Origin of the sequence: Methylobacterium sp. R2-1 (genome assembly GCF_014191355.1) — a bacterium.
Classification (GTDB): domain Bacteria; phylum Pseudomonadota; class Alphaproteobacteria; order Rhizobiales; family Beijerinckiaceae; genus Methylobacterium.
In genome coordinates this window covers 44,805-70,836 of record NZ_JACHWM010000018.1, presented here as the reverse complement: position 1 = coordinate 70,836, position 26,032 = coordinate 44,805, and the positions used below count along the sequence as shown (strand labels likewise).

Below are 26,032 nucleotides of genomic sequence, written 5' to 3'. Positions count from 1 at the left end.
CGGCCCGGCGGCCGTCATGCGGTCGCCGGGACCGTGGACGGGAGCGCGTCAGTCGAAGAGCGCTGCCCCGTTGACTGGCCGATCTTCGGCCGCCGGTGCCGGGCCGAGCTCGCGGGCGATCGCCTCGAGGCGGGGCCGGTCGGCCTCACGCAGTTCGCGGTGCAGGATCTCGATCAGCAGCGCGGCGAGGTCGCGCGCAGTGTCGAAGCTGCGGAAGGCGAGCCCGTCGAGCAATGTCACGGGCCGCGTCCGCCGCGTCAGGATGGGCACCGGGAACTCGCACAGCCTCTGCGCCAGCCCTGGGTCGGACAGGGCGCGGAAGGCGAAGCCCGTGCCCGGTTCGACGATCACCGCATCCAGGGTCCCCCAATCAAATTGATCGTTGGCGGCATCGAAGGCGCTATGCAGCGCCGCCACTGCGCCTGGCTCCTCGAAGGCGAGCGGGTGACGGATCAGCGCGATCATCCCGAGCTCGTTCCAGCGAGCGAGACCGTCCCCGATCGCGTGCGGCGCACCATCGTCTGGCTCGATCAGGAACACGCGCCGTAGCCGGCGTGGCATCGGCAATTCGCGTTGCCGTTCCCAGAGGCCGTTGGCGTCGAGCGCCTCCCGCACCTGCGCGTCGCGCTCGGCCCAGGCCCTGAGCATTAGGCCGCGATCCAGGCCGATGATCCGCCCGGTCAAGCCGAGCAGCGGATCGACGGTGAGCGTCAGCAGAACGGTATGATCGCCGACGAGATCTTCTTCGTGCAGCATGATGCCCGAAGCTTGTTCGACCTGCTGGGTGAAGTCAGCGGACATGAAAGCGGTAAGCCGACCGCTGCGGGTGGGATCGAGCGCCTGGAGGTCGAACAACCAGCCGTCGCGGTGCCGCCGGGGTCGGCTCGCCGTGGCGCGTACCCACAAGCCGGTGGGCTCGAGCGGGCAAGCGGCCGCGTCCGCACTGGCGGGCATGTCGTGATGTGTCATTTGGGGAGGTCCATTGTCGGAGAAGAGATCGAAGGAGCCTCGCCGTTGCGAAGCAGACGCTGTGTGAGCGCCGCCCTCCGTCACCCGTTCTTCCCGGGATTTTCAGCGAAGGTGCCTTCGCCGTTTTCCCTTCGATCCCTGTTCCCCCAGCACCCGAGCAACGGCTTGGGTGCACACGTCTTTTCCCGTCTTTCGTGATATCCAACGCAGGCGCGCGCGTGCTGTCTGGGACGTGTGTCCAAGGCCTCGCAGTGCCGAGCGACGAAGGCTGTTACGTTCCGCCTCGAGCCGACGCTGCCTTGGGGTACAGCGCGTTCGCAATCTTCCAGAGCGCCGATCTCACCGCTCCCCCGGGCCGTCCGGATCTCCACGGCCGTTCCTCGATCTCCTGCGTGTCGTACCCAACCTGGCTTCGCTTCTCGGCGGGAGAGGCACCGGTCCGACGAACGGTGGCACAGGCAAGCGTGTAGGCTTGGGCTTGTCCGGCCGCTCGCGTGCCTTCACAGCTTGTTCCAGCTCGGCCCACATCGCCGGTGTCGCTCGCTCGAACGCCCAGCAGCTGTCGGCCTCGTCGCGGAAAGCATGGGCCGCCGCGCGCCGGCCGTAGCCGGTCCAGGCCCGACGGCCGATGCGCGGAACACCCGGCGCACAGGCGGTGATGAGGGCAGCGACCGCGGCCTCGCTGTGCCCGGTGCTGCGCAGGCGGCGGGCGATGAGCGCGTCGACCCGCGAGGGATCGGGCCAACGACCCTGCCAGCGCGCGAGCAGGTCGGCGCGGTGGGCCCAGTACAGCGGCGCGTCGGTGAGCGACGCGCCGTCGTCCGGGTCCGCGCCGCGGCCGAGGCGCGAGCCCGGACCGAGCCCGAAACGCCGGGCAAACACAGCGACGAAGTGTGAGATGAGACGGCCCAGTCGCTTGCAGGTCGCCCCCGTCGCGGTCACGATCTGCGCGTAGATCCGGGGGGCGTGACGCTCGACACCGGGCAGAGCGGTACGCGGGCGATCGGCCGCGTCGATGCGCAGCCCGAAGCGTGTGCGGCCGAGGCCGAGGCTGAGCCGGAGATGCTCACGCGCCTCGGCCAGCGCAGCCTGTTCGTAGGGCCGGTTCCGGTCCGGTGCGGTGAGCACGACCTCGTGGCGCCCGTCCCGTCTGTCGAGCACGAGGGCCGGAGCGAAGCCCGCCGCCTGCAATCGGCCGACATCCTCGAGGCGTGCCCCCGAAAGCACGATGTGATGCCGCTCGTCCGAGAAGGGCGTCAGGTAAATGGCACTGTCCCGCCCGGCCGCCTGCTCCAGTGCCGACCAGCCGGCAGCGATCCCAACCATCGGTCGCGGCGTCAGTTGCACCAGCCGGTCGGGAACCGGTCGATGCCGTCCGTCCTGATCGGAGAACGCCGGTGAGCGGGTGCGCTCGGCCACGACCCGGTAGCGCTCGGCCTGCATCCCCGCGTGATAGAGCGCGAGCAGGCCGGACAGGTTCGAGCCGCTTGCTTCCGGCTGTCGCACCGGAGCAAGGCGCGGCAGCGGCTTGCCGATCCGCCGCGCCAGCGTGCGGGCGCTCGGGGCGGCGCGCGGGGCCGGGCCGACGACAGCGGCCTTCAGCAGAGGCGCGATGTTCAGTTCCGGGTAGGTCGCATCGTACGTCTCACGCGCCGCACCTGCAGCAGTCTGCGCCTGCCGGGCGACGGCGAACAGCGCCGGATCGATGCCGGGCGCGGCCCGCGGCGACGGGACCGCCGGTGCTCGGCGATGGCCCTGCGGCAGTGGCGCACCGTCACCTGCCGGGCCCGGCTGGAACGGGCCGAGGCGCGTCTCCAAGCGGGCCCGACTGGCCGCGCGGCAGGTCGAAGCCTTCAGCACGATCCCGTCGACGATGAACACCGCGCCCGAGCCCTTGGCGGCATAGGCGATACCGTGTTCGGCAAGGTTCCTATGCAGGTCGGCCCACGATCGGGACCGCGTCACGATCGGACCGGCGATCTCGATCACCCGCCGCGCGGCGCTCTCCTCGCCGCGATACACTTCAACCCTGGCCGCTCCGGCCGGCAGGGCATCGCTCGGCTCCACGCTGCGAGCGAGCAGCGGCTCGGACGCCGCCGCGCGATGCGCCAACCGCATGCGGATCTCGGCGAGGCGGCGGGTGGCGAGCGCGGCTGGCGTGGCCGCGAGGCCGACCGACCAGGGCTCCCCTGCCGCTCCCGAGACCTCCGGCGGCTGGTGTCGGAGGTCATCCCGATCCGCGGTGTCCCGCGCCTCGGCGATGCCGCGCGCCAGGGCAGCCCGGCGCAGCCTCAGGGCGGCGAGCCGGCGGGCGGATGGTGTATGACGCTGGCTCGAACCAGCTTGGCGTGGGTCTCGTGGCTCTCCTTGCGCAGGACTGCGATCTCCTCCGCCTGTCTCAGCTGCTCGGCCCGCACTGCCTGCAGATCCGCCTCGATCTTGCGGAGCAAATCCAGGATCTGCGTCTGCCGCCGCGAGGCCCTGTCCTGGCCATCGAGGATCGTCGCGATCGGATCGGCCTCCTCGCTCCCCTCGCGAAGCATCTTCAGGATCTCGCCCGTGTCGCGGTGCGCGCCCTGCGCCTCGTGGGCCGCGACGTGGGCCCAGTTCGTCGGCGGCGCGCCCGTGTGTCCGGTACCGGATGACATGCTGCTCTCCTGTTCGTTCCTCGAGGACCTCGTGGTGAGCGCCGGGCTCCCGTTGCCAGCCCTGTGCGTGCTCAATGCGGGCGACGGCGCGCCCGATGGCGCGGTGGAAGAAAGCGACTGGCGTCGGCCTGTCCGCATCCGGTGCGACGCGCGAGACCAGCGCATGGACGTGCGCATTGCCGGTTCCACCGAGATGCTGGGTCCAGATCACTTGGTGACCGCGCATGCCGGTCTCCTCGAGTAGGATCACGATCGCCTGCTCGATCTGGCGGATTGTCGGCTGCTCACCGGCCCGCCAGGACAGCACTATGTGCTCGATCGGGCCCCGGGCGCGAGGGGCGCCCATCGCGGTGGCGATCATCTCCGCGACCTGTCCTGGGCGTGTGTCGGCGATGAGATGGAGCTGGCCCTGGGCCAGGATATCGCCGCGCTCCGCTCCGCCCGCGCCGCCGTCGATATATGCGGCCAGCTGCGCTACTTGCCGGGCGAACGGCGCGCCGTCGCGGCGCTTGGGCATGCGCTTGCCGATCACGACGGCGCGGCCACGTGCGCGATGGCGCGGCGGATGTCGGCGAGCGCGAGGCGTCCCGCTTCCGTCATGCCTGGCATGCGAATGGCCAGCTTTGCGAGCCCTCCCAGCCGGCGCAGCTCCCGGATCAGTTCGCCATCGACCTGTGCGGTGATGTGCAAGCCGAGCAGCCGCTTTCGGGTGAGCGCAGCAAGCGTCAAGCCGGCAGCCTGCGCCTCGCCGAGGAGACGCTCGTACTCCTCCTCCGTGAGCCGGATCCCGACCTGTTGAGTCAGTTTCCGCGTCTCAGATCCCCGCTGGCCGGGCATCGGTGATGTCTCCGTCTGAAAGCTTCGTGGGCGTTCGGGGATGGGGGCCGGGGGCTCGCCCCGGCAGGCTGAGGGGAAGGTGAGAAGCGTCTGCGCCGAACGGCCCCGTCTCGTTGCGGCCTGCGCCCGGCTCGGCCGGCGCGGATAGCAAAGAGCATCCTGCCCGCTTCGTTCTCCTCGGGATCGTCCTTCCGGGAGCACCCGCTTGCGAACGCCGGAGCGCTGGCAAGGCGCGCGGAACCGGTAACAGCGCGCCGGAGCAGGTTGGCGACGCTTCCTCGCACCCAATGCGCAACGGGTCCGAGAGCGGCTGAGATTCGACAGGACGACATGTGGGAGGCTTCACTCCGGGACCGCTCATCCGCACGACCTGCAACAGATCGGTTGAGCGCCCGGGCAACACAGCCCATGACACGTGGCGTGTCAAACAGCTGTACTGATTTTATCTCGCGAATCGAGCGCGAAAACGCACATAGCAAGCAGATCTATGGGCATTATTCGTTGCTATCCACTTGGCAATTCTTTGTCCAAGCGTGACAATTGTCTGGTCGGGTTAGGAGCCGCCACCCGACGCGATCCCACGCCAATCAGCGAGACACGCGATGACACAGCCGCGAACCCGACCAGCGCCGATCCTCCGCAGCGAGATGGACACCAACAAAGCAGCCCTCGCTGCGCTGATGCGGGAGCCGCCCGTGCCGCAGCCGCAGCGGATCACCACGGCCGCTGCCGTGGCCGAGCTCGCCCCCGACATCCGCGCGGCCCTCAAGGCCGGCCATGCGCTCACCGAAATCGCTAAGCGCCTGCGCTTCGGCGGACGCGCGCTGAGCGCGCAGCAACTGCAGCGCTACCTCAGCCGCTGCCAGACGCGCGCAGCCAAGAAGAAGGGCGAAGTCAAAACAAGCGCGACGCCGAACACGACTCGGGGTGCGACAGCAGCCAAGACGTCGGATGCACCGACGGCCGGTCCGTCGGCCCGTGCCGCGGGCGTGCAGCCGAACCTGCCGTCACGGAGCACGTCCGCGCCCGTGTCAACGGTGGTCGGCACCGGTGCAGAGGGCAATGTCCGCGGGTTGGCGGGTCCGTCGTCGACCGTGCCGCCGACCGTACCCGTGGGCGGCACATCGCCTGGTCCGGTCTCCGGCGCGACAAGCCTGGCGATGGATGCCAGTCCGACCCTGGCCAAGCCGCAGAGCACGGCCTCGCCCGCGACCGACGGCCGGTCGGTCGCGGAGGCACAGAGACGGTCCATCGACATGCTGACGCGGACCGCACCCCCGAGCGCGAAGGTCGATCGTCCGCATGAGCCGAACATCACCTGGCGCGGAATGGGTACGACGACACCGTCGCGAGACGATGCTCAGGCCGACGCGCGGCCTGAGCCCGGCAAACTGCTCTGAGCGCTCGCGTGGCCGTCGCTCTGCCCACGGCACAACCTGCCGCGGGCAGAGCTGCTGTTGGTGCCTGTGAAACAACGGCGCTGGCATCACGACGACGGACGTGCGACAGCTCGGCCATGACGTGTATCGCCGCAACACCCTGCGCTCTCTGGTGGCGCTCCCTCTGAGGAGCGGCACGACACGTCATCTCACGAGGACGAACCCTGCCGCCGTTGTCCGGCAGGCCTGTTCTCGATCCCGACAGCTTTTCCGACGCGGCGGCTCCCAACTGGAGAACCGCCTATGTCCGACATCCCCGCCGACTCGCGCCCCATCGTTCTGATGGGCGATCGCCCGACCGGACCGCTCCATCTCGGTCACTTCTGCTGCAGCCTGCGCAACCGCGTCACCCTCCAGCACGGTCTCGACACGTTCGTGCTGATCGCCGACGCGCAGGCGCTCAGCGACAACGCCGACGATCCCGGGTGCATCACGAGACACGTCATCGACCTCGCCCTGGACGATCTCGCCGTCGGGATTGATCCGAGCCTCACCACGATCTGCGTGCAGTCGGCCCTGCCGGCTCTCTGCGAGCTGACGCAGCTCTTCCTCAACCTCGTCACCGTGGCGCGGCTCGAGCGCAATCCAACGATCAAGGAGGAGATCCAGGCGCGCGGCTTCGGGCGCGACATCCCCGCCGGCTTCCTGTGCTACCCCGTGGCCCAGGCCGCCGACATCGCCGCATTCCGGGCCACCCTCGTGCCGGTGGGCGCCGATCAGGCCCCGATGATCGAGCAGACCAACGCGATCGTGCGGCGCCTCAACCGTCAGGTCGGTCATGCGCTGCTGCCGGAGGCGCGCGCGTTGATCCCCGCGAGCGGACGCCTGCCCGGTGTCGACGGGCGCGCCAAGATGAGCAAGTCGCATGGCAATGCCCTCGCCCTGTCGGCGGCGGACGACGAAATCCGAGCGGCGGTACGCCGGATGTACACCGATCCCGACCACCTACGCGTCAGCGATCCCGGCCGGGTCGAGGGCAACGTGGTGTTCACCTATCTCGACGCGTTCGACCCCGATCGCGACACGGTTGCCGAGATGAAGGCACACTACCGTCGCGGCGGTCTTGGCGACACGGTGGTGAAGCAGCGCCTGGAGACCGTGCTGCTCGATCTGCTCGCGTCGATCCGTGTAAGCCGCGGTGCCTGGGCGGATCGCCCGGACGATATCGCGGACATCCTGCGGGACGGCACCCGTCACGCCCGCGGCGTGACGCAGGCGACGCTCGACACCGTCAAGGACGCGCTCGGTCTGTACCGCCTGGCACCGTAGCGGCCTCTCGTCAGCTGGCGACCGTCCGAAGTCGCTCCTGGGTGCGGCGGTCGGGACCGGCCCCCGTCCGCCGCCCTGTCGTCTGCCGCGCTGTCGGCGGGGCACCCGGCGCACCGTCTGCGATGCACCGGATCCGCCGCGCTCAGCGCAGGAGCTGGAGGATGCCCTGGTTGGCTTGGTTGGCCAGCGACAGCGCCGAGATCGCCAGCGACTGTCGCGTCGACAGGGCCTGCGAGGTCGCCGCCTCCGCGTTCATGTCCGCGTTCACGAGGTTGGCCGAGCCGGTGTCGAGCACGTCGACCATCTGCTTGGTGAAGTCCTGACGCGTCTGCACCACCGACAGGTTCGAGCCCAGCGTCGAGGACAGCGACTTCAGGCTGGTCAGAGCGTTGGTCAGCGCGTCGGCCGCCTTGCCGAGATCGGCGTTGTTCTGCACGCCGAAGTTCGCCCCGGCCTGACCCATCGCCGAGTCGACGAAGCGGCCGAGCCCGAGCGCGTCGGCCGAGAGCGCACTGCCCTGCACGCTGAGCTTCGACTGGGCTGCACCAGTCTTCTCGTTGAAGGCGATGGTCAGGCTGTCACCGGCGAGCAGGTTGGTGCCGTTGAAGCCGGCATCCTGGGCCGCCTGGTTGATCTGGGTGCGCAGGTTGTTGAACTGATCGACCAGCGCCGAGCGCTGGGCCGAGGTGCCGCCCGCCACTGAGAAGGCCGCGCCGCCGGTCAGCTTGCTGGTCTCGCCCGCATCCGCGGTGAACGTGCCCGCCGCCGTCCTGCCGGCCTGCAGCGTGATCGTGTCGGATCCGGTGCCGGTGACCACGAACCGGCCGCTGCTGTCGACCGTCGCGGTGGCGATGCCGGACTTGTTGATGCTGTTGACGAGGTCGTTGACTGTGTCGGTCGCCGCGACGGTGAAGGTGTAGCCGGTGTTGCCGGCCTTCAGCTTGATCTGGTCGGCCTTGCTGGCGTCCACGCCGACGACGCCCGCGCCGGCGCTGCCGAGCACGGTCTTGGCGAGCGCGGTTTCGCGCACGCTCTTGCCGGCGGCGGTGGCCTCGGCGGGGGAGGCCAAGGCCTGGGTGCCCTGCATCTTCGGCAGGTGCCCGCGGCGGTGAAGTAGTTGATCGGGTTGTCCAGGACCGAGTTGACCTTCCTGCCGGTCGAGAGCCGGTTCTGGTTGGTCGAGGCGAGGCCGGCGGTGTCCTGCAGCGAGAGCAGGTTCTGGCGCGTGGCGGCGGAAAGCGTGACGGCGGAGGTCATGCTGGAGACGTCCCGGTAAGCCGCGCGGGGAATCCGCGATGACCGGGGCAGTCTCCGGGGGCAGCCCTCAGCCGAGCGGTTGCGTTCGGGCGCCGGGCACAGCCTTCGGCGGATGCCGTGTGCCAATCGGCGGATCCGGCGTGCCAGCGGCCCGAAGCTGACACACGGATAGCCGGCAGGACGAGCAACGTGAGGCGGAGAACGGCTGGCTTGGTTGTGCCATGCTCGTCTGGCGCGACGACGCCTCGCGGTCACACCGCGACAGCGGCGCGCGCGTATTCCCGCAAGCGGCGTGTTGACTGCTGAGGGGGACGACAGGACGAAGTCGGATCATCAAGCCCGACCCCCCTCCTGCCGACGCGGTCACCTTATTGTCACGAAAAGATGGCGATCGCTTCGGTAGCGTCACCGAGGATGCGTAACGAATAGGATGACGAAATTTGGGTCGAAGCACTGGCGCCCCGTGACGAAATCCGTCACGCAAGAGCGGGAGCGATCGTGCGCTTCCCACCACGGTCGGAGCCGGACGACGTTGTCCAAAAGCAGGTTACAGTTCACGCTTGATGCGGCGACCGAGAAGAGGCTGAAGGACCTCCAAGCGGAGATGCGATCGGCCTACGACCGCCACCGCGCCGAGGTGATCGAGCCGGTCTGCGCCCGGTACAAGCGATTGATCGCCGGGGGCTCCCGAGGTGAGCGGATACCCCAGCGAAGCCGGGAAGCCTCGACCGCACCTGTCTCGGCCAATACGTTCCTCGAAATGGAAGCGGCGATGGCGACCTATCGCGCGCGCAAGCGCTGGCCCATCGTGTTCGCCTACCACCGACGCGCCTACCGGGAGTTCGGGTTGGGCGGCTTGTTGTGGTTCATGGAGAGCCTGCGGCGTGATCTGGACCATCGGATGCTGTCCGCGGTGGTCCTGCTGATGATGAGCCGGCCGGACAATCCGGCACCGGGCGAGATCGTGCGCTGGATCCGGCAGTTGCATCGCGAGGGTGTGGCCGTCACGCCGAGGCAGACGAAGCGTGGACGCAAGACGCTCGGCGCGACGGCGATGACCTCTGCCGAGCGGCAACGGCGACATCGAGCGCGGAAGGGTGTGAAGTAGGGCCTCACAGCCACCGGGCACGAGGGCGCTGCAGCGAGGGCGAGGCACAGCCCGCTCCGCCAGATCATCCGAGGGCCCGCTTCCGACCCTTTGCAGACCCTTGGGAGGTCCGCTTTGCGGCCGATTGGCGGGATAGATCGCACGACCAACTTGGGTGGTTTCCCACCCGTCCGGCTCCGGGCGCCAAATGCAGCGAAGCAGACATTGCCGCAGGGACTGTGTGGGGGAGACCTATCGCCATGCCATGAAGGCATGGCTTAGCTTCCGGCGGCCTTAATAAGCAGGTTTGGTGTACAAATCAGCGGCCTTATGGAGCAAATGCACCAGAAAGCACGCTAGGTCAAGGCGTATGCCATCGTCTATGATGGCAATATGACCGAGACGTACGCTCACGCCATCACCGGCCTTCTCCAACGCCGCCAAGAGCTTCAAGACGAAGCCGCCACGCTCAGGGAGCGCATGGCAACGATCCAAACGGATGTGGAGGCGATAGACCGCGTGCTCGACTCCCTCGGCTACGAGGGCGAGCTAGAGAACCGAACGGCCCGCACGGAGCGGATCGTCCTGTTCTACCGCAACGAACTGCGGGGCTTCATTCTCAAGGAGCTACGGGGCTCAGACAGGCCGCTCAGCACGCGCGAGCTAGCCGAACGCATCTGCGGTGCCGAGGGCAAGGCAATGCCCGACAAGCGGCTTCTGAGCGACGTGGTGAAGCGGGCCAGCAAGGCGCTGCGGATGATGCGCCTCGCCAAGCTGGTGGCCGTATCGCATTACGAGCGGAGTACGTGCTTTTGGCAAGCTTCTACCTAACCCTCGCTGTGGATACGTTAATTTTGAATGAAGAAGACATGGAATGCATTTTGTATAGAGGTAATGAGTGGCAAAATGGAGCTTTGTCGGCCTTCCGGCTGTTGTTTATGGGGATATCTCAAGGCGATTAAGTGGTTCCGCGATGGATGCATCGTTTAATAAAATGACCACAATTGAAGGGCCTGCCATGACATCGGAGCCTGACTTCAAAAAACCATTAGATGAACCCAATATAGTTAAATTGCCCAAGTGGCATTCGCTGGTCGCGCAGGCGGCGACTCGCCTGATTGATGTATATATCCAAGCTAAAAAAGACGGAGCATCTGAAGAAGAAATCGATGAACGGCTAAAAATAGCAAACAGATCCCTGCTGCAAAAAACCCAAATGAAATCATCTCGGTAAACCAAATCAGTAACCTCAAAATCGGCCTTCTATAATTATCTGCTCCCCACTTTACAGCTTGGCTTCTGTGAACGTTAGCCCACTCTTCTGTATCGGTCAGGGAATCTTTTGCCTTTTTCAATAGATCATCAATATCTTTGTGGGACTGTATAAGCGTCGGACAAGAAAATACAAACGCGAAATGACCCAAATAGCGGAAGGAAGCCGCAAAAACCAAAGCCATTGCGCTTGCCAGCAGCATGTCTGAGTCGATCAAAGCGGCGGCGCTCTGACTCGTTCCGTTCAGCGTCGTGTAGCGGTAAAAAAATGCGCTTGTTATCGCAGTAAAGCTGCCGAACATAATATCTCTAAGGGCAGTATTCTCAAGTCGAAACTTGATGTCCTGCCACTTAGAGAAGGCATATCGCCCTTTCTTAACGGGTTCTTTTTCTGCAGGATTCAATTAACTAGCCTTTTGCCATGCAATATTTACAGCATGCTGCACGGTAATCATGCACCCCGTCACCTTCTTACGGATAAATTCCTTGTGCGCGTTGGGATAAACGCTTTCCACCAGCTTTCTCACTCGAAATTGCACATGATCCTCTCTTTTATAGAAAGGATACTTCGGAAGCGGCAAGTTGTGGTTCTTGCAGGCCTCGGTTGAGCAGATGCAATCGATCAGCGCGGTGTCTACATGCTGCCTAATGTAGGGAAGCAATTTGTCCTTGGCCTGATCTGTTGTCTTAGGGTCGAATTCCCGATGCGCAATCATGCGGCATAGAATTCTGTCTATCAAAAATTCATCGAATTCGCTGATTTGCTTTGCCTCTTCTATCTCTGGCCCTACCTCGGCCGCGTTCGGCGCGGGAGGGACAGGTAGTTTTCGTGGGGCAGATCGCCTAGCCATTGTATATTCTCTTGGTTATAGCGTCCACGTACAATTCGAGCGGGCCGGCGGGGCCGGCAGCTTGACGGCATTCAGTTATAGGGTGCTTTCTGAGACAAACAAGCGGCCGAGTTATCGGCAATCGTGCTTCTGCCAGTACCCCTTCCAAGCCCGATTCACTGGCGACAACATCGCCAGCCGGATCGTTTGGGCGAACGTCATCCCGTTCGGCAGACGGCGATGATCTTCCTTCCATGCGGCTTCAACGGCGTACTGGTAGAGATAGCGGGCCGTCACGAAGTGGTGCTGCCCGCTCACCATGCGCCGCAGGCGAGCAAAGAAGCTCTCGGCTTGGTTCGTGTTGGCGCCATCGGCCGAGTAGGCTTCGGAGTGGTTGATCCGGCCGGCATCGGGGAACGCCGCCTCTAGATCATCCCAGTGGTTCGCTTCGTCGGCGTACACCTTCGCGCCCTTGGCGATGTGCTCCTTGGCGAGAGCAACGCCCTCAGCCTCGCGCTTGCGCACGAACGTGAGGGTACGTCCGCCGCGCTGGCGCATGACGATGACGACGCGGCGCTCGCCGGTCTGGTGCTCCTTGAGGCGACGGTCCTTGCGGTCCTCCTTGCGGTTCTCAGGGCGCACGTGGCCGCCGAAATAGGCGCCGTCGATCTCGACCTCGCCCTCAAGCGTCACACCCTTGGCTTCCGTCCCAAGCGCCTCACGGAGCTTGTGAGCGAGCACGAAGGCCGTCTTGTAGGAGACGGAGAGATCGCGGCCGAGTTGGAGCGCAGACAGACCCTTCACCGCGTTGACGAAGATCGCCACGGCTCCGCACAGATCCATGAAGGACAGCTTGCGGGAGGCGAAGATCGTCCCCGATGTGACCGAGAACTGCGATCCGCACCCGGCGCACTTGAAGCAGCGGCGCGTGGTGATGTTGTAGTGCTCCAGGCACCCGCACTTCGGGCACACGGGATCGCCATCCGTCTCGGGCCAGCGAAGCCGCTTGAAGGTCTCATACGCCTTGTCCTCGCCGCCCTTGTAGATCGCCTTGAGCGACAGGGTGCGGGCCTTGGCCGAAAGGAGGAAGTGTTGGCACATTGCCATCGTGTCAGATGCCTATGCATCTTATTTGATGGCATTGTCGCCCTATAGTCAAGGGCAAAGGCATCGCGTATGATGGCATCTGCAATCAGGCAGGATGCGATATGGCTGACGACGCGGAACAGGCTTGGGATGCTCGCGTGAAGGGCATCCTGAAAGCGGAGTTGAAGCGCAGGGGCGTGACCTACGCGCAGCTCGTGGACAAGCTCGCTGAGATTGGCGTGAAAGAGACAGAGCCGAACGTTCGCAACAAGTTGGCGCGAGGGAAGTTCACGGCCGTTTTTTTTGTTCAGTGTTTAGCCGCAGTTGGAACGAAAGAAATACGACTCGACTAGCTAATACGCTTCGTAATTAAAAGCTTCCTCGCTTATGAGAATTGGGCATTCGGCCGGGTCATTTCTGTGGCGAGAGAGTACAATAAACTTAACAATTTGGCTCTCTCCCGAGGCGGATCGAAAGACAAGCCGACAGCGGGAAAATTCGTCGCTTAGCATCAGCCGTCCAGCTTCCGCCGTTTGCTGGTCTGGGCTGTCGTGACCCTCATAGCACCAGAAAGCCCATTTGATATCTCTTCCAGGCCAGTCCCATTTAATTAAGTGGATGTAAAACGTCTCTCCCTCTATCACTCTGTCTTTGGCAAAAGTGGTTTTGCAGCGCCACTTATCGAAGCGGTCAAGATGTGAAACATATTCCTGGACATCTAGCCTGACCACCAGAGAGGGCAAATCTTTCTTGGCCTGAACATCCATAACCCATTCGTCCATGCCGGCGACCTTGCGCAGGGACGCTGAAACGCAAGGACCATCAGTGTCTCCTTGCGCAGGGGCAGGGCGGGCGTCTGTAATGCCTTGTCCAACTCCCTGCTCGCTCAATGGCGGCTTTCTGGGCCAGCTAAGCCAGAGCAGAAAGGCCGTGAGTGCGGTTGCCAGAATGCTAGGCACCCACCACGGGGTCGAAAACAGCCAGTTAGCCCAGATCGGAAGCCGGTCTAGGAGTTGATTGAAATCGTCACCCACGGTGCTCGCTCCTATGAGCGTCACCGAGACCTTCGTGCTTGCCCACGTCCAAAGGAAAAGCGTCGTCAAAAAAGTGGCGATGCGGGCAAGGCCGAGACGTAGGCGCGACATGGAAGCAGGATGCTTCATGTGCTGAGACGATTGGCGTCTGTTGTTCGCTTTCCGTGTTTATCATATCCCATTTCCGCGAAATGTGCCTCACAGAGTTGCACCTTTGATGATGGCTCCCGCCATCACCCGCGATGGCATCCGCCATCACCGTGGTGCATTTGCTCCATAAGGCCGCAAAAATGGCGCATGACGCCGACCCCTTTATGAGGCCCAGGACGCGCGGATCTCCATCTTGGCCAACGGCTCTGCCAGAAGGCCGGATACGTTTATGCAGACTGCTCAGACCAGCGGATCCAGAGCCATTTGCGGACGGGGCGGGCCATACGTTTGGCCGGGACAGAGGCACTGTCCAGGCTCGCGCGGCCCCAGTCGATCTCACCGGCTGCCTGCATCCGCTTCAGCAGCACCTGATGCAGCCGCGCCCACACGCCGGCCGCCTGCCAGTCGCGCAGGCGGCGCCAGCAACTCATGCCGCTCCCGCAGCCCATCTCGGCCGGCAGCATCTCCCAGGGCAGTCCTGAGCGCAGCACGAACAGGATGCCGGTCAGGGCTGCCCGACTGTCGATCGGAGGCCGCTCACCCTTCGGCCGGGGCCGAGGCGCCAGTAGGAGCGGGGCAATCTCGATCCAGAGATCGTCGGGAAGCAGAGGTCGAGCCATCCCCACCAACGCCGATCCGACTGCTTCGTGCCGTTCTGTTAGGCGCTCTAAACCTGGAGCTTCCTCCAGGCTCTTGGCGGCACTCCTGTCCAATCAAGGAATGCTCTGCTGAAGTGGGCCGGGTCGCTGTAGCCGAGTTCTCGAGCAATTTGGCCGATAGGCCGCCAGCGTTCAGTGAGAAGGCGTTTTGCTTCGGATTGAAATACTGAACGCTGCAAATCCGCGAATGTAGTCTGTCTCTCTTCCAAGCGCCGTTGAAGTGTTCTGCGCGAGACTCCCAGCTTCTGCGACACCCAATCGATCATCGGCCTCCGACGGTCCAGACCGAGAAGAATGAGTTGTTCGACGCACGACGGAAGGTCGTCAGACACCGGCAAGTGCCGAACCGGCTCGCATTCGAGAACCGATACCGGATTAGGATTTGGCGTGCTCAAAAGATCGGATGAAAACGAGATGCCGGCTCGTGGACCAAGAGCCAATTCGCAATCGAAAATGCTTCCGATTTCGGCGTTCGCAGGCAGGCAAGCGCCGGTGACGAGGGCTCGGTCTGGACGCCAATCAGCTCCCATAAAGTGACGAACCACGCCCAAAAGGTAACCAAGCGCCAGAACTTCGTTGATCTGCCGTCCCGTGTCGATCCGTTCCTCCACCATGTAGCCGTACGTGGCGGTTCTTCCTCTGACCTGCAGGCCTGTCCAAGTCGCGGTCTGCAGCAGGTGCGGCGTTACGGCTTCGGCTTTTCGAATGGCTTCCCCGAGAGTGGGGGAAGAGCATACGTGACGGCCGATGGCGCCGAGACCAGCGACGCCTGTGGCAGTCGACAAACGCGCCGGCAGAGCGGCGTCTCCCAGTTCTTTTGCCGCACACTCGACGAGCTGAAGCTGATCGCGGAGGAGGATCAGGCGCTCGGGGTCGTCCATGAGTCCGAGCGGCATCTCGGCTCGAGCGAATACCCTTTTCACCGAGCCACCGGCTCGTTCGACAGCGTCCGCGATGGGTCCCATAGCTCGAGCTTTGGTCAGCCCCACCTGTCCCATTAAAATTCCATCAATCTTCAGCTCCTTCAACCTAGCATGGCACCAAATGGCAAGAATGGGAATCGGGCATGGTGTATCCTGCGAGAGCCGGGCGACGGCGTCGGCAAAAAAACTTCAATAGGCCGTCACGGGAGGAATGCATGCGGGATCGCAGATCACGCTCCGGCGATGTGAGCCAGGGCATTACCGCGCTGAAAGCGTCACGGGTCCGCAGGCGATTGATCGCTACTACGGCCGTTGCCATCGGCTGCGCATGGTCTCTGACCGCAGCGGCGGTTCCATCTGGAAAAACGGTTGCCATGCTGCCGATGAAGTTGCTTGACACATCCGCCGAGCCTACGGATCAAGTAAACGATCACACGCGGCGCCTTGAGGTGATGGGCAACAGTCTTGCTGCCGACCTATCGAAAGCCGGCGTCTACAATGTCGTGGAGGTCACAGCCGCCGATCTCAAGAAAAACTGTCCGTCGGAGGATGCAAAGTGCCTGCTGCAAACCGCTCGGCAGGCCGGCGCAAGCTATATGCTAATAGGCGTCGTACATAAAAGCAGTTCACTGATAATGCAGCTGTTCATGCGCCTCTACGATGTCAAGACAGAAAAGGAAATATTCAGCAGAGATCTCAACTTCCGAGGAGACAACGACGAATCCTGGAGGCGCGCCGAAGTCTTTCTTGCAGATCAGTTTGTGAACGGAGCGCACGACAAAGAAGCGAAGGCGCCTCATTAAGGCCGCTAAGCTAAACTTAGGAGCGCCCTTCATTGATGCCGGAACGAATGTAAAAGAGGTGGAAAGCGCAGCCTAGTCGGAACGGCAACCAGCTTAAGGGTTGCGACCAACAATGCCTTCCAAGACGTTGATGACACTTTTCCTCAACTGGGGATCTTTGATCATCGAGAAGAGCTCGATCGCTCTGTTCAAGTATCGTTCCGGCGCTTCTCTTTCCAAGCTATCTAGTGATTCGATGGCACTTTCTTCCGCGAAGAAGTACTCGATCTTGACCCCAAACAACTCGGACGCTTTGCTGAGTCTACTTGGGCCCAGCCTGTTCTTCCCGTTCTCGTAGCGCTGGACCTGTTGAAAGCGAACACCAAGCGCCTCGCCGAGTCCGACTTGCGAGAGGCCCCTTGCCTTCCGCAATCGCATAAGGCGTGCGCCGACGCGCTTGTCGATCTCGTCGGGCTTCCTCGCCGATGCTTGGTCCGGCTGAGAAGGGACCTTCTTCGTGGCCTGCCGGGCCGTAGATGACCGACGGGATGCAGTCCGGTTCTCCTCTGTCACAGGATGCCCATGCCATAAAACGCTACCGGTAGCCGACGAGCGGGATACTGCAGCCGACCTTACGCTCTCCCGTTGTCCGGCCGAAGCCTGGGCCTGTCAATCAGCAGAGCTCCGCTCTGGCCTGGCCTGGGCATCGCAATGACAGCGGTACACGTCTCTCTGACAGGCGGAAGTTCTGATCTAAATTGCCACTTTTCGATCCAGAACGGGCGGCCAAGCTTCGAATCAAACCTGTGGAGGATATGTAGGAATGTACAATGTTGAGCACTTTGGAGCCGGCGGTTTGCTCGGAACTTCCGCGGCTAGGGGGTAGTCGGCGGGTCTGATGCCTTGGCGCGAGCAGGATCTGAACGTTCAGCCTTCGCCCGACCGCCGCCACAGCATGCGAGAGAGCTTGATCGCGCACCGTCCAGCTCCAGACAGTGCCGCGACCGCCTTCTTGCTCCCCTGCCACAAAATACCGGGCATGAGCGCGCTCAGCAGCGCCCACGAGTGAGATTGAGGACTCATGCAGCATAGCATACCTGAGGTCGGCGATCCCGATGTATTGCAGCACCTTACGTCCAAATTTGAGGACTTCGTCCTCAGGCAGACCGGAGAGGTCCGCGCCACACTCCTGGCATTTCTTCATCTCGTAGAAGCAGATGCTACGGTACACGCGGAGCTAGGGATTGCGAGAAATGGAGATATCCATCTCGGAATTGTGGCGCGTCGAAACCTGTCTGCGGAGCGATAAGGCGACTGCCTGCTGTCTTGGCCCGCGTGCGACTCCAGCAACCGCGGGGTCATGCGGTTCCAATCTGCGCACTTGAGATTATGCAAAATGCCAGCAGCTACTCGGCCGCTTCTGCAGGCGGAGGACGTAACCATGCCTCAGAGGCGCGATTTCTTTGGAGGAATCGTTTGACCTCGCAGCACGCATTGCCTACACTCTTAGCGTGTTGCGACGGGGGCGCCCAAACGAGGGCGGCCGATCACCCGGCGTGACTTCCGATTAGCGTCGAAGCGTGCTGCGCCAGTGACCATGGTCGCGGGGAAGCGCAACCTATGTATCTACTTGGGGCGCTCAGCTCTTAGAAGCGCGGAAGCCCGGCACATGGCTCGCGTGTTGGGCAGCTCCAGCGGGGCCTCAATTGCACGCTTAGGCGGTATAACTTCAAATGGGGGGGGCATGACCGCGGCAAACACGATCAATGATGGCAGTCCTGAGCTAGGCCGAGGGCCTCCTGAAGCATCGACTCTCTCAGGCGGGGAGGGCTTTCCTGTCAGGTTCGTCGCACGGTTCAAGAGCCCCCCTCATCGGTCTCATTGTTGGTATGGGCTCTCCCTGCTCCGACGCCGGTGACGCGAATCATGGGCCAAACCCCGATTGCATTGTGTAGTCGGTAGGGTGCTGAAAGCGGATAGCGCAGCATCCACATTGGACTTGCGTCCAAAGTCCACGCATTGGCTCATCAACCAGATTATTACGCAAGTAAATATCTGCACCCGCGTGTGTTGAATTCACTCCTCCGAGCACTGGATGGCTCCTTGAGTCGAGTCTTCGCCGGACTATCCACTGCAGAAATGGATCAGGTAGCAGATGGACATTAAGGATCGCGTCGCTTTCGTGACCGGCGCCAATGGAGGCATCGGAAGCGCTCTGGTTAGCGAGCTACTCAGGCGTGGTGTGCGGCGGGTATACGCCGCTTCGAGATCACCACGTGGCGTGAAGCCAGGAACAGCAGAAGCTTCGGGCCTCCTTGCCGTGCAACTCGACGTGGTTGACTCCTCCGGTGTTATCGCAGCTGCACGACTAGCTCACGATGTAACACTCCTATTCAACAACGCAGGATCGATGACGCGCGGTCCGCTGCTCAACACAAGCCTAGCGGACGTGCGCGGTGATATGGAAACTAACTTTTTCGGTACATTGCAAATGATCAGGGCTTTCGCCGGCGTCATCGAACGCAACGGAGGCGGAGGCATCGTCAACATTCTATCGGTTTCGGCGTGGGCCAGCTCGCCCGATGCAGGTGGCTACAGCGCGTCAAAGGCGGCTGCGCATTCTCTAACGCAGTCTCTTCGAGCGGAACTTGGTCCCCGAGGCATCGCGGTTCTGGCCGCATATCCCGGTCCCGTCAATACCGACATGACCCGCGATTTCGAGATCCCGAAAGCAAATCCACATGAAGTTGCTCGCTTGATTGTCGATGGTGTCGAGGATGATCAAGAGGATATTGTGCCAGACCGGATGTCCAGGCAGGCCGCAGATGCATGGCGGAGAGATCCGAAGGTACTTGAGCGTCAGTTCGCGGCACTATACGCAGCAGACGCGAGGTAGAGCCACGTGGTCGCGCGAATTAGCGTCGCCGCCTGACTGCGAGGATATGCTGCCAATGCAGATGGACTCTGAAAACCTCAACGATCTGGAAGAAACAAAGCTTCTGCTTCAGCAATGGGTCTCCACGACGATTTGCGACGTCACAGGTCTTGATCCTGAGCGGGTCGGCCAATCTGCTCGTCTCGAAGAAATCGGGATGGACTCCTTAGCGATCGTGTCGTTTGGCACTCGCATCGAACGCCACATCCAAAGTTTGCGGCGATCATTTATTTACGACTGCCGAACGGTGGGCGAGATCTGCGACCACCTGCTGACGCACCATCAGCCGGAATTAGGCTTCCTATTCTCGCAGGCGACTCCAACGCCCAGGCAATTGGGGGAGGGTCCGGTCCCAGAGGCAGCGGCCCCAGCGTCGGAGGCCGAAGACTGGCCGGAAATTGTACTCGCGGACTTTGGGCCCGGGCACGAGACAGCTCAAAGCGATGAGATGTCGCCCAGCTTATCTATCCAGCAAGATCGGCTGCCTCCTGACAACGCGGTCGCCATCATCGGGGTGCAGGGGCGGTTCCCAGGGGCAGCTTCGCTGGACGCATTTTGGCAACTGATCGCGTCCGGAGCCGATTTGGTAGGCGAGATTCCTGCTGATCGCTGGTCCGTCGAGGGCTTTTACGAGGCGGACTCCGCCTCAAGAAAGTCTGGGAAGAGCTATTCCAAATGGGGGGCTTTTCTTCCTGCCGTCGACGAGTTCGACGCCCAGTTCTTCGGCATCCCTCCCAGGGATGCCCGCCTCATGGATCCGCAGGAACGTCTGTTTCTTGAGTGTGCCTATCACGCGATGGAGGATGCAGCTCTTTTTGGAGCACGGCAGGAAAGCCTCAGTCGCGAGGGAGCCCTCAATGTCGGCGTCTTCGTAGGAATAACTACCAACACCTACAGCCTGCAGGGCCCGAGTCATTGGACGGCGGGAGGTGTGGAGGTGCCCACCTCGATGCCATGGTCGAGCGCGAACAGGGTTTCCTATTTCCTCAACCTGTCGGGTCCGAGCGTCGCGGTCGATACGGCCTGTTCGTCGTCGCTTGTCGCGCTGCATCTCGCCGTTGAAAGCGTTGCGGCCGGCGAGTGCACAGCCGCGATCGCTGGCGGAGTGAACCTTTATCTTCATCCTGCCAAATACGTTCAGCTCTGCCAGTACCAGATGCTGTCGCCGACTGGACGCTGCCACTCGTTCGGGGCCGATGCCGATGGCTTCGTCCCGGGGGAAGGAGTGGCAGCGGTCGTACTTCGCCCTCTGCGCGACGCTTTGCAGAATGGCGACCGCATCCTCGGTGTCATACGCGGAACAGCGGTCAACCACAGCGGACGAACGAACGGGTACACCGTCCCAGGCGCAGCATCACAAGCTGCACTCATCCGCAAGGCTCTTGATCGAGCAGCGCTCAGGCCAGATTCGATTGGTTACATCGAGGCTCATGGAACTGGCACCAAGCTCGGCGACCCGATCGAGATCACCGGCATCTGCGATGCTCTTGGCGATAGCGGTCAGCCGTGCGCAATCGGATCTTTGAAATCGAACATCGGCCATCTCGAGTCGGCGGCGGGAATCGCGGGCATCGTGAAGGTGCTCCTCCAACTTCGGCACGACCGGATCGCCCCCTCAATCCATTCAAGGATACCGAACCCAGATCTCAAGCTCGATGGTGGACGCTACTTCGTTCCACAGGAACTCGGACCATGGCCGAAAGCGGCGTCGGATGGCCGTCGGCGAGCCGGTATCAGCTCCTTCGGTGCGGGCGGCACATGTGCGCACGCGATCATCGAGGAAGGGCCGGAGGTCCCGGTCAGCTCCGCCGTTGGGCCGCTCGTCTTCCCGCTTTCGGCGCAGTCGCCCGAACAATTGCGACTCCTGGCTCAAGACCTCCTCAAGTGGATCGGGATGGTGCAGCCCGGCGACGAGCGCACGACGCTGCTTCGACTAGCCTATACCCTGCAGTGTGGACGAGCGACATACCGCTGCCGCTTCGCGGCAGCTGCGGCGAGCGTACGCGATCTGACTGCGGCCATCAGCACCTTCCTGAGAGAAGTGGCGACTGGAGCGATCCTTGGCTCGCGAAGCGTCGAGGATTCAGAGGACGAGCGCTTGGCCGCCCGCTGGTCGATAGGAGAAGAGGTCGCTTGGCCGACACTGTGGCAGGGCCTTCCGTGCCCTGTCGGCGGGCTTCTCTATCCCTTCCTGCGCGATAGGCATGCTTTGGCTCCTCCTGAGATCCGGATGGAATCTGGGCGCGAAAGGCAGAGTGAACAGGTCGAGATCGTGGTGTCTCACACCCTCACCGGCGACGAGAGCTATATCCGAGACCATGTGATCGGAAACAGCCCGATACTGCCCGGGACTGCTTATGTGGGCCTTTGCAGCGTGTTGGTCAGACAGGCTGGGGGTGATGGCTGGGCGTTCGACCTCCAGGATCTCGCGTGGTCGTCACCCTACCGCTGGGGTCCCACCGCTGCAAAGCAGCTTTCGGTCCATGGACGTCGCTTCGGCCCGAGCTTGTCGATCGAAATCGCTTCATCGTCTGATGCGCGGCCCCCTCACTTCACCGCACGGGCTGAGCTGGCTGGCCGCTCTCCAATAGCGGATCGCGAACCCATTTCTGCGATTCGGGAGCGGTGCACGCGATCTGCCGAAGTCGCCGGCTTCTACGCGCTCGCCGCCGACTTCGGCATGGTGTTCGGAGAAAGCTTCCGCTGCATAGCCCGCGCGAGCAAGGGCCGCGGCGAAGCGCTGGTGGAGGCCAAACTTCCGACGGGCAGCATGCGTGGCGGCACTGATCTGCCCGTCGACCCAGGGCTCCTCGACGCAGCCTTTCAAAGCGCCTTCTTCGCGGTCGAGGAAGGTTTCGATGGTCCGCACATCCCAGTACGGGCCAAGGCCGTGCGCATCCACGGAGATCTTGGCTCCAACCTTCTGATCCACGTTCAAGCGGTCGCACAGGAATCGGATAGTTCTACTTTCGACTACCGCCTCATGGCGCCCTCGGGAGCGGTGATTGGGGAGATCAAGTCCCTAACCTTCCAGAGGATCGAAGCTGTGCGGGGCAGATCGGCGCGGGCACAGGGGAGCATCAACATCTTCGAGCCCGTTTGGGCTCCCGACACACCTGTCGGACTTGGAGGGCCTCCTACCGCGCTTCTCGCCCTCGAAAGACAACACCGCAATGACATCCGTCTGGGTCTGACCGGCAGAACCGCACAGGTCCGCCTCCGTCCCGGCGGAGCATTCGAGATCGACGGAAGCCGCACGGTCACGCTCGATCCCGCACGCAAGGATCACATCGAGCATCTCTGGAGAACATTCAAGGCAGATGGCTCGCTCCCCGCCGCAGTGGTCGCCGACCTGCGGTACCAACCGGCCGTCTCGCCGCACGGGTGGGAGCAAGATCTCGGCCTTGGGCCTTTCATCAGCGCAATGCCGCTCCTCAAGAGCGTCGTCGAAGCGTACGCTCCGTCAAAATCTTGCAGAGTGATCCTGATCTGTCAGGGGCCGGCTGCCTCCGCGGCTGCGGCCATGATGCGGTCCGTTCATATCGAGGCGCCGAGCCTGGATTTCACTGTCCTCGAAACCGACGGCGCGGAGCAAGCCGCGGATCTAGACCTATTCATCGACGCAGAGGCGAAGCGCACGGCTGGAGACGGCGTCAGACACGTCCGCTTCATCAAAGGCACGCCCCTGGTCCGGCGCCACGCAGCTTTGGACCTGCCCAGCCGAGATGCCGACGTACGGTCCGGCGATGTCGTCCTGATCACCGGTGGACTGGGTGCCGTTGGGCTTCACATCGCGAAGCATCTGGCCCACCACCGCGGGGTACGAATCGCTTTGCTCGGACGCTCGCGTCCGGACGAGCATAGCCGGGCAGCTGTAGCTTCCCTCCGAATGGCGGAAGGCGATTGCGGCTACTGGGAATGCGACTGCTCCTCCGGGGAGGATCTCGCCCAAACCCTTGCCGACATCCGGTCGCGATTGGGGCGCCTGACAGGCATCCTGCACTGCGCCGGCGTGTTGAAGGATGCGTTCTTCACGAGGCACACCGACACCGAGCGGTATGAGGTCCTCAAGTCGAAAGTTCTGTCCGCCCGACTTCTCGACGAGATGACCCGGCAGGATCCGCTGCGGTGGTTCGTACTCAGCTCGGCCCTCGCTGCCGTCTGCGGCAACATCGGACAGAGCGTTTACGGATTGTCGAACGGCTGGCTCGACGGGTTCGCCGAGGAACGCAACTCTTTGACGGCGGCAGGCCGCGCTCCGGGTCGGACCGTCGCAGTCGCCTGGCCTCTTTGGAACACCCGCACAGGGATGCAGGCCTCCGAACGCTTCTTGCGCAGGCTCCAGGATGAGGGACTCGATCTCCTGGAACCCGATGAAGGAGTTCGCCTCTTCGCGGCCGCAACCTGGAGCGACCGCCCTCTCATCGTTCCCATCAAGGGCGACGGGGAGCGATCCTCCCTCATCCTCGGCATCAAGGATGCAGGAATACCGACCGGCAATACGGATGACGCCACCCTCGAACCGCAAGCCGGTACCGCCGACGCCAACGGCGGCCAGGAGGATCGAGTTCTTCGCTACCTGATCGAGACGCTGTCTGGTGTGACCGGGACCGCGCCGGAACGGATCGAACCCGACACTCCGCTCGAAGCATTCGGCCTAGACTCGCTGCTCGTGCTGGAGATGAGCGACCGCTTGCAGGAGCGTTTCCCGCGCATTGCCAGGACCGCTCTCTTCGAGGCCCGCACACTTCGAGCGCTGGCCCGCCTGCTGATCGACGAACTTCCACTGGACGTCGCAAAACTCGTGGCATCCGGAGTCTCCGTAGATGACGATGGGCCTCGGGAGGAGCCATCCCATCTAGCCTTAAGCGCCGCAGTGGTCGGCGGCAGCCCTGAGGCGGGACCTACGAAAGGTAACGGTTCGGCCATCGCCATCGTCGGTCTGGCCGGCCGCTATCCAGGCTCTTCGGACCTATGGGACTTGTGGGACCATCTGTGCGCAGGGAGCGACCTGGTGACCGAACTGCCGCCGCGCCTTGGTGCGGGCGAAGAGCGCAGCAGCGTCTATGCCAAATGGGGCAGCTTCATCGACGACGTCGACACGTTCGATCCCCTCTTCTTCGGTATCTCGCCACGGGATGCGGAACGCATGGACCCGCAGGAGCGGATCTTCCTGCAGACAGCATGGCATGCCGTCGAAGACGCAGGGTACACGCCCGAAGGCTTGTCAGGAGGATCGGAGCGCGGGACGCGCCGTAGGGTGGCAGTCATCGCCGGAGTTATGTACGGCGAATACCAGTTTTTCGGAGCGACCGGGACGTCGGAGGGGGGCGCTCTTACCAACTCCTCCTACGCCTCCATTGCGAACCGGGTATCCTACTGTCTTGATTTCGACGGCCCCTCTTTCGCCGTCGACAGCATGTGCTCGTCTTCGCTGACCAGCATGCACCTTGCGTGCGAACTGCTCCGGAGCGGCGGCTGCGACGTCGCACTCGCCGGAGGCGTCAACATCTCTGTACATCCCTACAAGTACAGGATGCTCTCGGAGCTGAAGTTCGCGGCGACCGACGGGCGCTGCCGCAGCTTCGGGGTAGGCGGCGACGGTTATGTGCCAGGAGAAGGTTGCGGCGTCGTCGTCCTGCGCCCGCTCGAAGCAGCCATTGCCGCAGGCGACCACATCTACGGCGTGATCCGGGGCAGTGACATCGGGCATGGGGCGCGGTCGTCCGGCTACACGGTACCAAACCCCGATGCCCAGGCCGAAGTGGTCCGTCGCGCCTTCGAGAGGGGCGGCGTGGATCCTGCCGAGCTTTCCTACATCGAGGCGCACGGCACGGGGACGAGCCTCGGAGATCCCATCGAGATACGCGGCCTCAGCAAGGCTTTGGGCAAACGCTTCCCCGAAGGCGGCACCTGCGCGATCGGGTCCATCAAGGCGAACATCGGGCACTTGGAATCCGCGGCGGGAATTGCCGGTTTGACGAAGGTGCTACTGCAGATGAAGCACCGCAGACTGGTACCCTCCATTCATTCCGCTGAACTTAATCCCTTCATCGACTTCAGCCGGACCCCTTTCCGAGTGCAGCGCGAGCAGGCCGAATGGCAGCCGGTCCGAGGGCGGAGGTTGGCGGCGGTCAGCTCCTTCGGAGCCGGTGGGGCAAACGCCCACCTTGTCGTGGAAAGTTGGGACGACCCGACTATGCCGGAGGCGCCCTCAAGGGAGCCTGTCGCCCTGCTGCTCTCATCGGCAAACGAAGGTCAGTTGCGGGAGACTGCCCGTGTTCTTCTCAAGCATCTCGAACGCGAGGGGGAGATCTCTCCGGACGCCGGGCAGTGTTGGATCGGCTCCCGGTACTTCTCCCTGCGAGACGTGGCGCTGACCCTTCGTCACGGTAGGTACCACGGCGATCACCGGCTCGCGATCATAGCGGCCGACTTCGATGAGTTCCGCCGGAAACTCGCCCTGTTCCTTCGCACGGACAGCAACGTAGGAGCCGCGTCGGGCGACTTCGAGCGCCTCGGCATCCTTATTGGAGGATTGCAGCCCACCGTCCACGGTGACGCCATCTACAGGGAAGCGCGTGCCTGGGTCGACGGTGGGCCCCCTCCCCCGCCGGATGCGCCGTGGAGGCGCGTGCCGCTGCCCGGATACGTGTTTCAGCGCAGGCGCTTCTGGCTCGGCAACCTACCCGCAGAGAACGAGGGTCCAGACAGGGCGGTGGTCGACCTGCACAGGTCACCGTCGAAGGCCATCGATCCGGATCTCACGCCGAGCGGGATCATCGCGAAGGTCAAGGCCGGGGATATGACGCAGGAGACTGCCAGAGAGCTGCTCCTTGCCATGCGCTAAGGGCG

18 protein-coding genes and 3 pseudogenes are annotated in these 26,032 nt (G+C 63.2%); 8 read left to right on the top strand and 13 right to left on the bottom strand.

The genetic code is table 11. The annotated features are described in order from the left end of the window. Positions 1-48: 48 nt before the first annotated feature. From FHU13_RS22755 to FHU13_RS22745, 5 genes and pseudogenes are all read right to left on the bottom strand, one after another. Positions 49-969 (bottom strand): hypothetical protein, encoded by a 921-nt coding sequence (locus FHU13_RS22755; RefSeq protein ID WP_183438127.1) that lies wholly within the window; start codon positions 967-969, stop codon positions 49-51. A gap of 339 nt (positions 970-1,308) precedes the next feature. Continuing rightward, a complete protein-coding gene (locus tag FHU13_RS27955) occupies positions 1,309-3,087 on the bottom strand; it encodes a hypothetical protein (RefSeq protein ID WP_246714804.1) in 1,779 nt (592 codons plus the stop codon). A 173-nt stretch (positions 3,088-3,260) separates the two neighbouring features. Then, positions 3,261-3,617: a hypothetical protein gene (locus FHU13_RS27950; protein WP_246714803.1), complete on the bottom strand. Its 357-nt coding sequence runs from the start codon at positions 3,615-3,617 to the stop codon at positions 3,261-3,263. A gap of 115 nt (positions 3,618-3,732) precedes the next feature. Continuing rightward, positions 3,733-3,963 (bottom strand): annotated as a pseudogene (locus FHU13_RS28620) (relaxase/mobilization nuclease domain-containing protein); the annotation flags it as partial. 182 nt (positions 3,964-4,145) lie between these two features. After that, positions 4,146-4,454, bottom strand: coding sequence for a plasmid mobilization protein (locus FHU13_RS22745; RefSeq protein WP_183438125.1), 309 nt, complete (start codon positions 4,452-4,454; stop codon positions 4,146-4,148). A gap of 647 nt (positions 4,455-5,101) precedes the next feature. On the opposite strand from FHU13_RS22745, the gene FHU13_RS22740 reads away from it, so the two are divergent. Both FHU13_RS22740 and trpS read left to right on the top strand, forming a co-directional pair. Beyond that, entirely contained in the window at positions 5,102-5,854 is a 753-nt protein-coding gene (locus FHU13_RS22740) for a hypothetical protein (protein ID WP_183438124.1), read from the top strand. A gap of 282 nt (positions 5,855-6,136) precedes the next feature. After that, a complete protein-coding gene (gene trpS, locus FHU13_RS22735) occupies positions 6,137-7,162 on the top strand; it encodes a tryptophan--tRNA ligase (protein WP_183438123.1) in 1,026 nt (341 codons plus the stop codon). 142 nt (positions 7,163-7,304) lie between these two features. Here trpS and FHU13_RS22730 read toward each other — a convergent pair. Next, a pseudogene (locus FHU13_RS22730) lies at positions 7,305-8,419 on the bottom strand (flagellin). A gap of 604 nt (positions 8,420-9,023) precedes the next feature. Here FHU13_RS22730 and FHU13_RS22725 point away from each other — a divergent pair. Beyond that, positions 9,024-9,527: a hypothetical protein gene (locus tag FHU13_RS22725; RefSeq protein ID WP_183438122.1), complete on the top strand. Its 504-nt coding sequence runs from the start codon at positions 9,024-9,026 to the stop codon at positions 9,525-9,527. 372 nt (positions 9,528-9,899) lie between these two features. After that, the gene (locus FHU13_RS22720; RefSeq protein ID WP_183438121.1) at positions 9,900-10,337 is read left to right on the top strand and encodes a hypothetical protein; all 438 of its coding nucleotides are present in this window, start codon (positions 9,900-9,902) and stop codon (positions 10,335-10,337) included. Between the two features lie 305 nt (positions 10,338-10,642). Here the strand turns inward: FHU13_RS22720 and FHU13_RS22715 are convergent, their stop codons facing one another. From FHU13_RS22715 to FHU13_RS22705, 3 genes are all read right to left on the bottom strand, one after another. Further along, positions 10,643-11,182, bottom strand: a complete 540-nt coding sequence (locus FHU13_RS22715) for a hypothetical protein (protein ID WP_183438120.1) — start codon at positions 11,180-11,182, stop codon at positions 10,643-10,645. Further along, positions 11,183-11,629, bottom strand: a complete 447-nt coding sequence (locus FHU13_RS22710; RefSeq protein ID WP_183438119.1) for a hypothetical protein — start codon at positions 11,627-11,629, stop codon at positions 11,183-11,185. It lies immediately after the preceding gene. 111 nt (positions 11,630-11,740) lie between these two features. Next, the gene (locus tag FHU13_RS22705) at positions 11,741-12,709 is read right to left on the bottom strand and encodes an IS1595 family transposase (protein ID WP_183438192.1); all 969 of its coding nucleotides are present in this window, start codon (positions 12,707-12,709) and stop codon (positions 11,741-11,743) included. A 107-nt stretch (positions 12,710-12,816) separates the two neighbouring features. On the opposite strand from FHU13_RS22705, the gene FHU13_RS22700 reads away from it, so the two are divergent. Next, entirely contained in the window at positions 12,817-13,047 is a 231-nt protein-coding gene (locus FHU13_RS22700; protein WP_183438118.1) for a DUF6471 domain-containing protein, read from the top strand. Here the strand turns inward: FHU13_RS22700 and FHU13_RS22695 are convergent, their stop codons facing one another. The 3 genes and pseudogenes from FHU13_RS22695 to FHU13_RS22685 all read right to left on the bottom strand — a co-directional run bounded on the left by FHU13_RS22695 (position 13,048) and on the right by FHU13_RS22685 (position 15,565). After that, complete coding sequence (locus FHU13_RS22695; RefSeq protein ID WP_183438117.1) at positions 13,048-13,839, bottom strand: hypothetical protein; 792 nt, start codon at positions 13,837-13,839, stop codon at positions 13,048-13,050. A gap of 323 nt (positions 13,840-14,162) precedes the next feature. Beyond that, positions 14,163-14,498 (bottom strand): annotated as a pseudogene (locus FHU13_RS22690) (transposase); the annotation flags it as partial. 47 nt (positions 14,499-14,545) lie between these two features. Beyond that, positions 14,546-15,565 carry an AraC family transcriptional regulator gene (locus FHU13_RS22685; protein WP_246714800.1) on the bottom strand — a complete coding sequence of 340 codons (1,020 nt, stop codon included), beginning with the start codon at positions 15,563-15,565 and terminating at the stop codon, positions 14,546-14,548. Between the two features lie 110 nt (positions 15,566-15,675). Here FHU13_RS22685 and FHU13_RS22680 point away from each other — a divergent pair, with 110 nt between their 5' ends. Further along, entirely contained in the window at positions 15,676-16,263 is a 588-nt protein-coding gene (locus tag FHU13_RS22680; protein ID WP_246714799.1) for a DUF2380 domain-containing protein, read from the top strand. Between the two features lie 93 nt (positions 16,264-16,356). Here the strand turns inward: FHU13_RS22680 and FHU13_RS22675 are convergent, their stop codons facing one another. Then, positions 16,357-16,815, bottom strand: coding sequence for a helix-turn-helix domain-containing protein (locus FHU13_RS22675; protein ID WP_183438116.1), 459 nt, complete (start codon positions 16,813-16,815; stop codon positions 16,357-16,359). Positions 16,816-18,397: 1,582 nt separating this feature from the next. On the opposite strand from FHU13_RS22675, the gene FHU13_RS22670 reads away from it, so the two are divergent. Together FHU13_RS22670 and FHU13_RS22665 are read left to right on the top strand one after the other, a co-directional pair. Next, entirely contained in the window at positions 18,398-19,138 is a 741-nt protein-coding gene (locus FHU13_RS22670) for an SDR family oxidoreductase (RefSeq protein ID WP_183438115.1), read from the top strand. A 55-nt stretch (positions 19,139-19,193) separates the two neighbouring features. Then, positions 19,194-26,027 carry an SDR family NAD(P)-dependent oxidoreductase gene (locus FHU13_RS22665; protein ID WP_183438114.1) on the top strand — a complete coding sequence of 2,278 codons (6,834 nt, stop codon included), beginning with the start codon at positions 19,194-19,196 and terminating at the stop codon, positions 26,025-26,027. The last annotated feature ends 5 nt before the right edge of the window (positions 26,028-26,032 follow it).

Bases quoted from the DNA above. Each gene is read 5' to 3' on its own strand.
- FHU13_RS22755 (WP_183438127.1), bottom strand. From the start codon at position 969: ATGACACATCACGACATGCCCGCCAGTGCGGACGCGGCCGCTTGCCCG.
- FHU13_RS27955 (WP_246714804.1), bottom strand. From the start codon at position 3,087: ATGCGGTTGGCGCATCGCGCGGCGGCGTCCGAGCCGCTGCTCGCTCGC.
- FHU13_RS27950 (WP_246714803.1), bottom strand. From the start codon at position 3,617: ATGTCATCCGGTACCGGACACACGGGCGCGCCGCCGACGAACTGGGCC.
- FHU13_RS22745 (WP_183438125.1), bottom strand. From the start codon at position 4,454: ATGCCCGGCCAGCGGGGATCTGAGACGCGGAAACTGACTCAACAGGTC.
- FHU13_RS22740 (WP_183438124.1), top strand. From the start codon at position 5,102: ATGGACACCAACAAAGCAGCCCTCGCTGCGCTGATGCGGGAGCCGCCC.
- trpS (WP_183438123.1), top strand. From the start codon at position 6,137: ATGTCCGACATCCCCGCCGACTCGCGCCCCATCGTTCTGATGGGCGAT.
- FHU13_RS22725 (WP_183438122.1), top strand. From the start codon at position 9,024: ATGCGATCGGCCTACGACCGCCACCGCGCCGAGGTGATCGAGCCGGTC.
- FHU13_RS22720 (WP_183438121.1), top strand. From the start codon at position 9,900: ATGACCGAGACGTACGCTCACGCCATCACCGGCCTTCTCCAACGCCGC.
- FHU13_RS22710 (WP_183438119.1), bottom strand. From the start codon at position 11,629: ATGGCTAGGCGATCTGCCCCACGAAAACTACCTGTCCCTCCCGCGCCG.
- FHU13_RS22705 (WP_183438192.1), bottom strand. From the start codon at position 12,709: ATGTGCCAACACTTCCTCCTTTCGGCCAAGGCCCGCACCCTGTCGCTC.
- FHU13_RS22700 (WP_183438118.1), top strand. From the start codon at position 12,817: ATGGCTGACGACGCGGAACAGGCTTGGGATGCTCGCGTGAAGGGCATC.
- FHU13_RS22695 (WP_183438117.1), bottom strand. From the start codon at position 13,839: ATGTCGCGCCTACGTCTCGGCCTTGCCCGCATCGCCACTTTTTTGACG.
- FHU13_RS22680 (WP_246714799.1), top strand. From the start codon at position 15,676: ATGCGGGATCGCAGATCACGCTCCGGCGATGTGAGCCAGGGCATTACC.
- FHU13_RS22670 (WP_183438115.1), top strand. From the start codon at position 18,398: ATGGACATTAAGGATCGCGTCGCTTTCGTGACCGGCGCCAATGGAGGC.
- FHU13_RS22665 (WP_183438114.1), top strand. From the start codon at position 19,194: ATGCAGATGGACTCTGAAAACCTCAACGATCTGGAAGAAACAAAGCTT.